Origin of the sequence: Rathayibacter sp. VKM Ac-2801, assembly GCF_009834245.1 — a bacterium.
GTDB lineage: Bacteria > Actinomycetota > Actinomycetes > Actinomycetales > Microbacteriaceae > Rathayibacter.
In genome coordinates, this window is sequence record NZ_CP047183.1 from 1,519,863 (window position 1) to 1,533,039 (window position 13,177).

A 13,177-nucleotide genomic window follows, 5' to 3' on the forward strand; every position below is an offset into this window, starting at 1 on the left:
CACTGATCCGGCGCACCGCGGGAGGCCCCTTCCGCCCGCCGCGACCCACCCGAAAGCGAGAGCCCCGTGATCAAGCCCGACCTCGGCATCACCGTCCCCGACGAGCTCGGCTCGGTCCACTTCATCGGCATCGGCGGCTCCGGGATGAGCGGGATCGCGCGGCTGTTCCACCACGCCGGGCACCGGGTCACCGGGTCCGACGTCCGCGAGTCCCACCCCGTCGAGCAGCTGCGGGAGCTCGGGATCCCGGTCGCCATCGGCCACGACGCGGCGAACCTCGGGGACGCCGAGGCGGTCGTCGTCACCTCCGCCCTGTGGCCCGACAACCCGGAGTACCTGCTCGCGAAGGAGCGCGGTCTGCCCGTGCTGCACCGCTCGCAGGCCCTCGCCTGGCTGGTGCGCGGCAAGCGCCTGGTCGCGGTGGCCGGAGCGCACGGCAAGACGACGTCGACCGGCATGATCGTCACCGGCCTGCTCGGCGTCGACGCCGACCCCAGTTTCGTCAACGGCGGCATCATCGAGAGCCTCGGCACCTCGTCCGCCGCCGGCTCCGGCGAGGTCTTCGTCGTCGAGGCCGACGAGTCGGACGGCAGCTTCCTCCTCTACGACACCGCGGTCGCCCTCATCACGAACGTCGACCCGGACCACCTCGACCACTACGGATCGCTGGAGGCGTTCGAGGAGGCCTTCGTCACCTTCGGCTCCTCAGCGAGCGAGCTCGTCGTCATCTCCTCCGACGACCCCGGCGCCGTCCGCGTCTCCGAGCGGCTGGAGGGCCGCCGGGTGCTGACCTTCGGCGAGGCCGAGGGAGCGGACGTCCGTGTCGTCGACCTCGACCTCGTGGGCCCCGTCGGCTTCTCCGTCGAGTACGAGGGCCGGCGCTACTCGGCCCGCCTGCGCATCCCCGGCCGGCACAACGCGATCAACGCGGCCGGCGCGTTCGCGGTGCTGGTGGGTCTGGGCTTCGATCCGGCCGCCTCGCTCGAGGCCGTGTCCGCGTTCGGCGGCACGGAGCGCCGCTTCGAGCTGCACGGAGCGGTCCGCGGCGTCAGCGTCTACGACGACTACGCCCACCACCCCACCGAGGTGGCCGCCGCCCTCTCCGCGGCCCGCACCGTGGTCGGCGAGGGCCGCATCATCGCGGTGCACCAGCCGCACCTCTACAGCCGCACCCGCCTCTTCGCCCGCGAGTTCGCCGAGACGCTCGAGCGCTACGCCGACGAGACGGTCGTCCTCGACGTCTACGGGGCGCGCGAGGATCCGGAGCCCGGAGTGACCGGCGCGCTGGTCAGCGAGAAGTTCGCCGACCCGTCGCACGTCTCGTTCGTCCCGGACTGGGCGGAGGCGGCCCGCCTCACGGCCCGGATCGCGCGCGAGGGCGACTTCGTCATCACCCTCGGCTGCGGCGACGTCTACCGGATCATCCCGCAGGTGCTCGAGTCGCTCGGCGCGAGCGAGGCCGCGCCGGTCGCACGATGACCGCGGTCCTCGCGCCCGCTGCGGGGGAGCGGCCGTGAAGCGGCCCGACAGCACACGCCCTCCGGCGCCCGGTCGCAGCGTCCCGACGCGCGGCGGAGAGCCGGAGCCGGACACGGAGCCGATCCGGATCGTCTCCGCGATCCGCCTGGACCCGGAGCCGGCCGGGCGCACTCCGTCGCGCGCGGGCGCCGTCCGCAGCACCCTCTCGGGCCTGCGCCTGCCCGGCGCCGAGAACCGGGCCGTCTCCCGCGCCGCCCGCGAGCGGAGGCGCTACGAGCGGGGAGAGGTCCGCCGGTTCACGAAGCGCGCACGTCGGCGCCGCCTGATCGCCCTCGTCGTGGCCGGGTCGCTCGTCGCCCTCGCCCTGATCGTCGGAGTCGCGGCCTTCTCGCCGCTCATGGCCGTGCGCACGATCGAGATCTCGGGCACCCAGCGCGTCGACGCGGCCGCCCTGCAGGGCGAGCTCGACGACCAGCTCGGCGTCCCGCTCACCCTCGTGGACCGGGACGAGGTCGGCCGCGTGCTGGGCGCGTCCCCGCTCATCCAGAGCTACTCGGTGCAGACCCGGCCGCCGAGCACCCTCGTGGTGTCGATCGTCGAGCGCACGCCCCTCGGCGTGATCGCGGCGGGGGGCCGCTTCGAGCTGGTGGACGCGGCCGGAGTCGTCATCGAGACGGCGGACTCGGCGCAGCCCGGCTACCCGGTCCTCACCACTGTGTCCGGAGACGCCTCCGGGGCCGGCTTCCGCGCGACCGCGCGGGTGCTGCGCTCCCTGCCCGCATCGCTCGCTCCGCAGGTGACGGCCGCCACCGCCACGACCGGCGACGACGTCTCGCTCACCCTGCAGAACGGCACGACCGTCGTCTGGGGCGGGTCGGACGAGTCGGCGCTCAAGGCCGTCGTGCTCGAGAAGCTGATGGCCGCGACCGACCCCGCCGTCGTCGGCACCTACGACGTGTCCTCGCCCCAGGCCGCCGTCGTGGCGCCCCGTCCGTGACCGGCAGCGGATCCGCGGGTTCTTTCGAGCGTTGCGGGCGTGTCTGCTGGGAGCGCGACCCGACTCCGCCTACCGTCGGAGCCGAACCCCAAATGCATACTCAGCATAACTTTAAGCCTCAACTACAGGTTTAAGGTTCAGCCCGGAGGCCGGAGACGTGACTTCAAACCAGAACTACCTCGCCGTGATCAAGGTCGTCGGCATCGGCGGTGGCGGCGTCAACGCCGTCAACCGCATGATCGAGCTCGGCCTGCGCGGTGTCGAATTCATCGCGATCAACACGGACGCCCAGGCGCTCCTGCTCAGCGACGCCGACGTCAAGCTCGACGTGGGCCGCGAGCTGACCCGCGGACTCGGCGCCGGCGCCGATCCCGAGGTCGGCCGCCGCGCCGCCGAGGACCACGCCGAGGAGATCGAGGAGGTCCTCGCGGGGGCCGACATGGTCTTCGTCACCGCGGGCGAGGGCGGCGGCACCGGCACCGGCGGCGCGCCCGTCGTCGCGCGCATCGCCAAGTCGATCGGCGCCCTCACCATCGGCGTCGTGACCAAGCCCTTCGGGTTCGAGGGCCGCCGTCGCCAGACGCAGGCCGAGGCCGGCGTCGCGACGCTGAAGAACGAGGTCGACACCCTCATCGTCGTCCCGAACGACCGCCTGCTCGAGATCAGCGACCGCGGCATCTCGATGCTCGAGGCCTTCGCGACCGCCGACCAGGTGCTCCTCGCCGGTGTCCAGGGCATCACCGACCTGATCACCACCCCCGGCCTGATCAACCTCGACTTCGCCGACGTGAAGTCGGTCATGCAGGGCGCGGGCTCGGCGCTGATGGGCATCGGCTCGTCGCGCGGCGCCGACCGCGCGATCAAGGCCGCCGAGCTGGCCGTCGCCTCGCCGCTGCTCGAGGCCAGCATCGACGGCGCGCACGGCGTGCTCCTCTCGATCCAGGGCGGCTCGAACCTCGGCATCTTCGAGATCAACGACGCCGCGCGCCTCGTCCAGGAGGCGGTGCACGCCGAGGCGAACATCATCTTCGGCGCCGTGATCGACGACACGCTCGGCGACGAGGTGCGCGTCACCGTCATCGCCGCGGGCTTCGACGGCGGAGAGCCGGGCGGGACGGCTCAGGCCGCGATCGCCCAGCCCCGCCAGCAGCAGAGCTCGGCGAGCGAGTCGGCCGCCGAGCCCGTCCCGGCTCCCGCCGCCGCCCCCGCGGCCGGCTCGATCTGGTCGAGCACCCCCGTCGCCGCCCCGGCTCCTGTCGCCGACCCGTCCTTCGACGACGACGACAGCGACCTGGACATCCCCGACTTCCTCAAGTAGTCGTGCCGGATCCGGAGCTGGCCGCGCGCTGGGCCGAGGTCTCCGAGCGGGTCGCCGATGCGACCCGCTCGGCCGGTCGCGAGGCCTCCTCGGTCACGACGATCGTGGTGACCAAGTTCCACCCCGTGTCGCTGCTCCGCGACCTCCTCGAGCTGGGCGTCGTCGACTTCGGCGAGAACCGGCACCAGGAGGCGCAGGAGAAGTCGGCCGAGCTGGCCGGGACCGCTGCGCGCTGGCACTTCATCGGGCAGCTCCAGAGCAAGAAGGCGCGCCAGGTGCGCCGGTACGCCGACGCGGTCCACTCCGTCGACCGGCTCGCACTCGTGCCGCTCCTGGAGGCGGGGGAGCATGCGCTCGACGTGTTCCTGCAGGTCAACCTCACCGAGGATCCCGACCGCGGGGGAGCGTCGCCCGCCGACGTCGAGCCCCTCGCCGAGGCCCTCGCGAAGGCGCCCGGCCTGGTGCTGCGCGGCGTGATGGCGGTCGCCCCGCTGGACGAGGAGCCCCGCGCCGCGTTCGCCCGGCTCCGGTCGATCTCCGACCGGGTGAGCGCCGTCGAGCCCTCCGCCACGGCGATCTCGGCGGGCATGTCGAACGACTTCGCCGAGGCGATCGCGGAGGGTGCGACACACCTGCGAATCGGGTCGGCAATCACCGGAGAACGCCCCACCCGCACCTAACCTCGTGGTGACCCACCTGTGGGAGCACACACGACACGGAGGACACCCCATGGCCAACCCGCTCAAGAAGACGATGGTCTACCTCGGACTCGCCGACGAAGAGGTCGAGTACGAGCGCGCAGAGCCCGTCGAGGCGGCCCCGGCGACGGCCCACCGCGCACCGGTCTCCCCGGTGCAGCCCGTCCCTCCCGTCGAGCCGGTGCAGCAGCCCCGCGCGACGGTCACCCCGCTCCGCAAGCCCACCCCCCAGACCCCGAAGGCGACGGCACCCGCCGAGATGAACGAGATCCTCACCGTCCACCCGAAGCAGTACCGCGACGCGCAGGTCATCGCGGAGAACTTCCGCGACGGCATCCCCGTGATCATCAACCTCTCGCAGATGAGCGATGCGGACGCCCGCCGCCTCATCGACTTCGCGAGTGGACTCTCGCAGGGCCTCTACGGCCGTATCGAGCGCGTGACGAGCAAGGTCTTCCTGCTCTCGCCGTCGCACATCACCGTCGCCGGCGACTCCGCCTCCGCCGAGAGCGACGCCGACGCGTCGTTCTTCGCGAAGTCCTGATCCCGGGGAGCCCTGGCCCCCGGTGACCTCCGTCGTCTCGCTCCTCGGGAGCGTCCTGTACTTCGTGCTGCTGCTCTACTTCTTCGCGATGTGGGCGCGGTTCGTGCTCGACCTCGTCCGCGTGATCCGACGCGACTGGCGCCCCCGCGGTGCCGGCCTCGTCGCCGCGGAGGGCGTCTACACCGTCACGGACCCGCCGATCGGCTTCTTCCGACGTCTGATCAAGCCGGTCTCGATCGGCCCGATCGCCCTCGATTTCGGCTGGAGCCTCACCATGCTCTGCGTCATCGTCGGCATGTACATCGCCACGTGGCTGCAGCGCGCCTGACCGTCCCTGTATCGTTGGCACGTCCGGACGTTCCCCGCGGTGTCAGCACTGCGCCGTGCGCCTGAAGTTGCTAGCTTTAGTCGCGCGTTGTTAGACGTGTACCTACTTGAAATCGAAGGTGGAAAGCCATGGCGCTCACTCCCGAAGACGTTGTCAACAAGCGGTTCCAGCCGACCAAGTTCCGCGAGGGATACGACCAGGACGAGGTCGACGACTTCCTCGACGAGGTCGTCGTGGAGCTCCGCCGCCTGAACCAGGAGAACGAGGAGCTGCGTCAGCGCCTCTCCTCCGGCGACAGCCGCCCCTCGGACGCCCGAGTCTCCGACGCCCAGCGCGAGAGCACTCCTGCTCCCGCCCCGGTGGTCGACGAGGCACCCGAGCCGGAGCCGCAGCCCGAGCCCGAGCCCACCCCGGCTCCCGCACCGGTCGTCGCCCCCGTCAGCTCCTCGCAGTCGGCTCCGGTCGACGAGGCGGAGAGCTCCAGCGGACTCCTGCAGCTCGCCCGCCGCCTCCACGAGGAGCACGTGCGCGAGGGTGCAGAGAAGCGCGACGCGCTCGTCGCCGAGGGCCGCGCCACGGCCGCCCGCATCGTCGCCGAGGCCGAGGCCAAGCAGCGCCAGCAGGTCGCGAAGCTCGAGGAGGAGCGCGCGACGGTCGAGCACCGCATCGATGAGCTCCGCACCTTCGAGCGCGAGTACCGCCAGAAGCTGAAGAGCTACATCGAGGGCCAGCTCCGCGACCTCGACACCCAGCCGGCGTCGACGGAGTCCTCGCTGTCGGGCTTTGGGGCGTAGTCCCGCCGCAGCGGACGTCAGGCCGAGGGTGCTCGTCACCCTCGGCCTCGTCGCGCTCGCGGTCTTCGCGGTCGACCAGACCGCGAAGTTCCTGGTCACGACGAACCTGACCCTGGGCGAGGACGTCCACGTGCTCGGCGACGTCCTGATCCTGCACTACGTGAAGAACCCGGGCGCCGCCTTCTCCCTCGCGAGCGGGTCGACCTGGATCTTCTCGATCATCGCGGCGTGCGTCGTCGTCGCCGTGATCTGGTTCTCGCGCCGGATCCGCTCCACCGCGTGGGGCGTCTTCTTCGGCCTGCTGCTCGGCGGCACGCTCGGCAATCTCTTCGACCGGCTGTTCCGCGAGCCGTCCTTCGGGCTCGGACACGTCGTCGACTTCCTCTTCACGCCGTGGCTGCTCCCGGCGATCTACAACGTCGCCGACATCGCGATCTGCACGGCGATGGCGCTCTTCGTCCTCCTGAGCGTGCGGGGAGTCGGCCTCGACGGCAGCCGGGACCGTGCCGGCCGCGACGAGCAGGTGCAGGACCCGTCCGAGGACGGCGCGCCCGCCACCTCCGGCGCGGACGCGCCCGCAGCGGCCCCCTCCGTCGAGGAGGCGGCCCGCGACGCCGACCGACCCGGCGGACGCTGATGGTGCAGTCCCGAGAGCTGCCGGTCCCGGACGGGCTCGACGGCCTGCGCGTGGATGCGGCCGTCGCGAAGCTGCTCGGCTTCTCGCGCACCTTCGCGGCCGACGTCGCCGAGGCGGGCGGAGTGAGCGCCGACGGCCGCGTCCTCGACAAGAGCGACCGCGTGCACGCCGGCACCTGGCTGAGCGTCGAGTGGAGCCCGCGCGAGGAGCCGCGGATCGTGCCGATGGCGGTCCCCGGCCTCGGCATCGTGCACGACGACGACGACATCGTGGTGATCGACAAGCCCGTCGGCGTGGCCGCGCACCCCGCCGTGGGCTGGGAGGGACCGACGGTGCTCGGCGCCCTCGCCGCCGCGGGCTTCACCGTGTCGACCTCCGGTGCGGCCGAGCGCGCGGGCATCGTGCACCGGCTCGACGCCGGCACGAGCGGCCTCATGGTCGTCGCGAAGTCCGAGCGCGCCTACACGCACCTCAAGCGCGCGTTCCACGACCGGACGGTCGAGAAGGTGTACCACGCCGTCGTGCAGGGCCACCCCGATCCGCTCGCGGGCACGATCGACGCCCCGCTCGGCCGCCACCCGTCCTCGGACTGGAAGTTCGCGGTCCGCGCCGACGGCAAGCCCTCGGTGACCCACTACGAGACCATCGAGGCCTTCCCGTTCGCCTCCCTCCTCGAGATCCACCTCGAGACCGGCCGCACGCACCAGATCCGCGTGCACATGGCCGCGCAGCGCCACCCGTGCGTCGGCGACGCGATGTACGGCGCCGATCCGACCCTCTCGAAGCGGCTCGGCCTCACCCGCCAGTGGCTCGACGCGGTCCGGCTCGGCTTCACCCACCCGGGCTCGGGGGAGTGGGTGCAGTTCGAGGCGTCCTACCCCGACGACCTCGTGCACGCCCTCGAGGTGCTGCGCGGGGAGTGATCCGCGCTCTCCCGGCCGGACCCGCGTCCGGCGCGGTTAGACTTCTTCCCGCCGTGTCCACGGGCCCTCCCGGGTCGCCGGCCATCCCTCCCCTGCCCGCAGTCCGCCGGAGGCGCATCCTTGCCGAGTAACGATTCCTTCGTCCACCTCCACGTGCACAGCGAGTACTCGATGCTCGACGGTGCGGCGCGAGTGAAGCCGCTGATCGACGCGGCGGTCGAGGAGGGCATGCCGGCCATCGCCGTGACCGACCACGGGAACGTGTTCGGCGCCTTCGACTTCTGGCGCACCGCGACGGCGGCGGGGATCAAGCCGATCATCGGCACCGAGGCCTACCTCACCCCGGGGACGCACCGCTCCGACAAGACCCGCATCCGCTGGGGCGACGGCGGAGGGGACGACGTGTCCGGCTCCGGCGCGTACACCCACATGACGCTGCTCAGCTCGACCACGACGGGCATGCACAACCTCTTCCGCCTCTCCTCGCGCGCATCGATCGAGGGCTACTACTTCAAGCCGCGCATGGACCGCGAGATCCTCTCGCAGTACTCCGAGGGCCTGATCGGCACCACGGGATGCCCGAGCGGCGAGGTCCAGACGCGCCTGCGCCTCGGCCAGTACAAGGAGGCGCGCCAGGCGGCCGCCGACTACCGCGACATCTTCGGCAAGGAGAACTTCTTCGCCGAGATCATGGATCACGGCCTCGACATCGAGCGGCGCGTGATCGGCGACGTCATCCGGCTCGCGAAGGACCTCGACCTCCCGCTGGTCGCCACCAACGACCTGCACTACACCCACGCGCACGACGCGACCTCGCACGCGGCGCTGCTCTGCGTGCAGTCCGGGACGACGCTCGACGACCCCAAGCGCTTCAAGTTCGACGCGGACGAGTTCTACCTCAAGTCGCCGCGCGAGATGCGCCAGGTCTTCCGCGACCACCCCGAGGCCTGCGACAACACGCTCCTCATCGCCGAGCGCTGCGACGTCCAGTTCGACACCTCGGCGAACTACATGCCCCGCTTCCCCGTCCCGGAGGGCGAGACCGAGGACACCTGGTTCGTGAAGGAGGTCGAGGCCGGACTGCGCGAGCGCTACCCGGACGGCATCTCCCAGGAGGTGCGCGACCGGGCGGACTACGAGACCCGCGTCATCCTGCAGATGGGCTTCCCCGGCTACTTCCTCGTGGTCGCCGACTTCATCAACTGGTCCAAGCGCAACGGCATCCGCGTCGGCCCGGGCCGCGGCTCCGGCGCCGGCTCGATGGCGGCCTACGCGATGAAGATCACCGATCTCGACCCGCTGCGCCACGGCCTGATCTTCGAGCGCTTCCTCAACCCCGACCGGGTCTCCATGCCCGACTTCGACGTCGACTTCGACGACCGTCGCCGCGGCGAGGTCATCCGCTACGTCACCGAGAAGTACGGCGACGAGCGCGTCGCGCAGATCGTCACCTACGGCACCATCAAGGCGAAGCAGGCGCTCAAGGACGCCTCACGCGTGCTCGGCTTCCCGTTCGGGATGGGCGAGAAGCTGACGAAGGCGATGCCGCCCGCGATCATGGGCAAGGACATCCCGCTCAGCGGCATCAACGACCCCTCCCACGCGCGCTACAAGGAAGCGCTCGACGTGCGCAACGTCATCGCCGAGGACCCGCAGGCCAAGCTGGTCTTCGACACCGCGCTCGGGCTCGAGAACCTCAAGCGCCAGTGGGGCGTGCACGCGGCCGGCGTCATCATGTCCAGCGATCCTCTGCTGGACATCATCCCGATCATGAAGCGGGAGCAGGACGGCCAGATCGTCACGCAGTTCGACTACCCCGCGTGCGAGTCGCTCGGGCTGATCAAGATGGACTTCCTGGGGCTGCGGAACCTCACGATCATCGACGACGCCCTCGACAACATCCGCGCCAACCGCGGACAGGACCTCGTGCTCGAGGACCTCGAGCTCGACGACCAGGCCGCCTACGACCTCCTCGCCCGCGGCGACACGCTCGGCGTCTTCCAGCTCGACGGCGGCCCGATGCGCGGCCTGCTCCGCCTGATGAAGCCCGACAACTTCGAGGACATCTCCGCGGTCCTCGCGCTCTACCGGCCGGGCCCGATGGGCGCCGACTCCCACACCAACTACGCGCTGCGCAAGAACGGCGTGCAGCAGATCACCCCGATCCACCCGGAGCTCGAGGAGCCGCTCTCGGAGGTGCTCGGCGGGACCTACGGCCTGATCGTGTACCAGGAGCAGGTCATGTCGATCGCGCAGAAGCTCGCAGGCTTCACGCTCGCGCAGGCCGACCTGCTGCGGCGCGCGATGGGCAAGAAGAAGAAGTCCGAGCTGGACAAGCAGTTCGAGGGCTTCTCGGGCGGCATGATCGCCAACGGGTACTCGATGGAGGCCGTCAAGACCCTCTGGGACATCCTGCTGCCCTTCTCCGACTACGCCTTCAACAAGGCGCACTCGGCGGCGTACGGCGTCGTCTCCTACTGGACGGCGTACCTCAAGGCGCACTACCCCGCGGAGTACATGGCCGCGCTGCTCACCAGCGTCGGCGACTCCAAGGACAAGATGGCCGCCTACCTCAACGAGTGCCGGCGGATGGGGATCAAGGTGCTCCCGCCGGACGTCAACGAGTCGATCGGCTTCTTCACCGCGGTCGGCACCGACATCCGCTTCGGCCTCGGCGCCGTGCGCAACGTCGGCATGAACGTCGTCGAGGGCATCCGCGCCGCCCGCGAGGAGAAGGGGCGCTTCGAGACGTTCCACGACTTCCTCCGCAAGGTGCCGCTGCAGGTGACCAACAAGCGCACGATCGAGTCGCTGATCAAGGCCGGCGCCTTCGACTCGCTCGGCTCGACCCGCCGTGCCCTGGTCGAGGTGCACGAGGACGCCGTCGAAGCGGCGGTGGGGGAGAAGCGCAACGAGGCGAACGGCCAGGTCGGCTTCGACTTCGACAGCCTCTGGGACGAGCCGCAGGCCGCGATCCAGGTGCCCGAGCGGCCGGAATGGGCCAAGCGCGACAAGCTCGCCTTCGAGCGCGACATGCTCGGCCTCTACGTGTCCGACCACCCGCTCGCCGGACTCGAAACCGAGCTCGCCAAGCACTACAGCACGACGATCGCCGACCTGCTGATCTCGGAGACGATCGCCGACGGCGAGACCGTGGTCGTCGCGGGCCTCGTCACGAGCGTCCAGCACCGCATGGCCAAGGCCTCCGGCAACCAGTACGGGATGATCCAGGTCGAGGACTTCGGCGGCGAGATCACCTGCATGTTCATGGGGAAGGCGTACCAGGAGTTCGCCCCGGCGCTCACGAACGACTCCATCGTCGTCGTCAGAGGCCGCGTCAGCATGCGCGACGACGGGATGAACCTGCACGCGTTCAGCCTGTTCGCCCCCGAGATGAGCCAGGACGGCGACGCCGGACCGCTCACCGTCTCGATGCCCGAGTCGCGCGCGACCACCGACACGGTCTCGCAGCTCAGCGACGTGCTCATCCGCCACTCCGGCCAGACCGAGGTGCGGCTGAAGCTGATCAAGGGCGACACAGCCCGCGTGTTCGAGGTGCCGTTCCCCGTGCGCATCACCCCCGACCTCTTCGGCGAGCTGAAGAGCCTGCTGGGCCCTAACTGTCTGTACTGAATTCCGAGCCGGTCCCTGCCCGGCTCGGCGCGGTCGGCTGGGGAGGGTGGTGAGGTCTCGCAGAGCGTCGTGCGTCCGGCTACGACGATCCGCTGGGACGCGGATCGCCGGTTCGCCGTGTCTGTGGCGAGCCGGTCCCTGCCCGGCTCGGCGCGGTCGGCTGGGGAGGGTGGTGAGGTCTCGCAGAGCGTCGTGCGTCCGGCTACGGCGATCCGCTGGGACGCGGATCGGCTGTTCGCCGTGTCTTCGGCGAGCCGGTCCCTGCCCGGCTCGGCGGTCGGCTGGGGAGGGTGGCGGGGTTCTGTAGAGCGTCCTGCGTCCGGCTACGGCGATCCGCTGGGACGTGGATCGGCCGTTCGCCTCGGGGGGACGGGGCGACAGGGTGGGGGATCGGAGGGCGAGCATGCGGCCGCCGGTGTCCTCCCGGTTGTCGAGTAGCCGCGGGGCGGCGTATCGAGGCCGTGCGGGGTAGCCCGCGGCGAGGGAGCGGGGGAGGGCGGCGCGTAGACTGGGGCGGCCATGATCCAGACTCTCGACCTCCGCGGCCGTCGTCCCTCCTCCGCCGAGCTCCTCGCCCTCGTGCCCCGCAATCCGGGCACGTCCGCCGCCGTCGGGCCCGTCGTCGCCGAGCTGATCGCCGACGTCCGCGAGCGCGGCGCGGAGGCGCTCCTCGACCAGGCGGAGCGGCTGGACGGCGTGCGCCCCCCGCACCTCCGAGTGCGCGCCGAGCAGATCGCCGAAGCCCTCGACCGCCTCGACCCGGCGATCCGCCGCGCACTCGAGGAGGCGATCGCGCGCGTCCGCCGCGCCAGCGCCGCCCAGATCCCCCCGCCCCGCACCACCGAGCTCGACGACGGCGCCACGGTCACCCAGCGCTGGCAGCCCGTGGCCCGCGCCGGCCTGTACGTCCCCGGCGGCAAAGCCGTCTACCCGTCGAGCGTCGTCATGAACGCCGTGCCCGCGCAGGCCGCCGGAGTCGCCTCCATCGCCCTGGTCTCGCCTCCCCAGAAGGCGTTCGGCGGCTCCGTCCACCCCACGATCCTCGCGGCTGCCGCGCTGCTCGGCATCGACGAGGTCTACGCGGTCGGAGGCGCCGGAGCAGTCGCCGCCCTGGCCTACGGCGTCGACTCGATCGGGCTGGACCCCGTCAGCATCATCACCGGACCGGGCAACGTCTGGGTCACCACCGCGAAGCGCCAGGTGCTCGGCCAGGTCGGCATCGACTCCGAGGCGGGCCCGACCGAGATCCTCGTGATCGCCGACGACTCCGCCGACCCGCGCCTGGTCGCCGCGGACCTGGTGAGCCAGGCCGAGCACGACGAGGCCGCCTCAGCCGTCCTGGTCACCGACAGCGCCGAGCTCGCCGCCGCGGTCGAGCGCGAGGTGGCCGTGCAGGCCGCCGCCACCCACCACGCGGCGCGCGTGGCGATCGCGCTCGACGGCCCGCAGTCCGCGCTCGTGATCGTCGACGACCTCGAGCTCGCCTGCGCGTTCAGCGACGCCTACGGCCCCGAGCACCTCGAGCTGCACACGGCCGACCCCGTCGCGACGGCCGCGCGGATCCACGACGCCGGCGCGATCTTCCTCGGCCCGACCACCCCGGTGAGCCTGGGCGACTACCTCGCCGGCTCCAACCACGTGCTCCCGACGCTGGGGCAGGCGCGCTTCTCCTCCGGGCTCGGCGCCTACACCTTCCTCCGGCCGCAGCAGCTGATCTCGTACGACCGCGGTGCGCTCGAGCGCGTCGCCCCGCACATCCGCGCTCTCAGCGACGCCGAGGCGCTGCCCGCCCACGGCGACGCCGTCGACGCCCGCTTCGCCTGAGA

At 71.5% G+C, this 13,177-nt stretch carries 11 protein-coding genes; all 11 read left to right on the top strand.

Translation table 11 applies throughout. The features are described 5' to 3' along the window. Nucleotides 1-66 precede the first annotated feature (66 nt). The 11 genes from murC to hisD all read left to right on the top strand — a co-directional run bounded on the left by murC (nt 67) and on the right by hisD (nt 13,175). On the top strand, nt 67-1,479 hold the full coding sequence (gene murC, locus GSU45_RS07000) for a UDP-N-acetylmuramate--L-alanine ligase (RefSeq protein WP_159913819.1): 1,413 nt from the start codon (nt 67-69) through the stop codon (nt 1,477-1,479). Nucleotides 1,480-1,513: 34 nt separating this feature from the next. After that, entirely contained in the window at nt 1,514-2,476 is a 963-nt protein-coding gene (locus tag GSU45_RS07005) for a cell division protein FtsQ/DivIB (RefSeq protein WP_159913821.1), read from the top strand. A 157-nt stretch (nt 2,477-2,633) separates the two neighbouring features. Further along, a complete protein-coding gene (ftsZ, locus tag GSU45_RS07010) occupies nt 2,634-3,794 on the top strand; it encodes a cell division protein FtsZ (protein WP_104222597.1) in 1,161 nt (386 codons plus the stop codon). Nucleotides 3,795-3,796: 2 nt separating this feature from the next. After that, nucleotides 3,797-4,474, top strand: a complete 678-nt coding sequence (locus tag GSU45_RS07015; protein WP_159913823.1) for a YggS family pyridoxal phosphate-dependent enzyme — start codon at nt 3,797-3,799, stop codon at nt 4,472-4,474. 49 nt (nt 4,475-4,523) lie between these two features. Further along, nucleotides 4,524-5,036, top strand: coding sequence for a cell division protein SepF (gene sepF / locus GSU45_RS07020; protein ID WP_104222599.1), 513 nt, complete (start codon nt 4,524-4,526; stop codon nt 5,034-5,036). A 22-nt stretch (nt 5,037-5,058) separates the two neighbouring features. After that, nucleotides 5,059-5,364, top strand: coding sequence for a YggT family protein (locus tag GSU45_RS07025; RefSeq protein WP_258059242.1), 306 nt, complete (start codon nt 5,059-5,061; stop codon nt 5,362-5,364). Nucleotides 5,365-5,492: 128 nt separating this feature from the next. Then, complete coding sequence (locus GSU45_RS07030) at nt 5,493-6,158, top strand: DivIVA domain-containing protein (RefSeq protein ID WP_159913825.1); 666 nt, start codon at nt 5,493-5,495, stop codon at nt 6,156-6,158. 28 nt (nt 6,159-6,186) lie between these two features. Next, the gene (gene lspA / locus GSU45_RS07035) at nt 6,187-6,795 is read left to right on the top strand and encodes a signal peptidase II (RefSeq protein WP_159913827.1); all 609 of its coding nucleotides are present in this window, start codon (nt 6,187-6,189) and stop codon (nt 6,793-6,795) included. Nucleotides 6,796-6,797: 2 nt separating this feature from the next. After that, nucleotides 6,798-7,718 (top strand): RluA family pseudouridine synthase, encoded by a 921-nt coding sequence (locus GSU45_RS07040; RefSeq protein ID WP_159916953.1) that lies wholly within the window; start codon nt 6,798-6,800, stop codon nt 7,716-7,718. Between the two features lie 120 nt (nt 7,719-7,838). After that, nucleotides 7,839-11,351 (top strand): DNA polymerase III subunit alpha, encoded by a 3,513-nt coding sequence (dnaE, locus tag GSU45_RS07045; protein WP_159913829.1) that lies wholly within the window; start codon nt 7,839-7,841, stop codon nt 11,349-11,351. A gap of 519 nt (nt 11,352-11,870) precedes the next feature. Beyond that, nucleotides 11,871-13,175, top strand: coding sequence for a histidinol dehydrogenase (gene hisD, locus GSU45_RS07050; protein ID WP_159913831.1), 1,305 nt, complete (start codon nt 11,871-11,873; stop codon nt 13,173-13,175). The last annotated feature ends 2 nt before the right edge of the window (nt 13,176-13,177 follow it).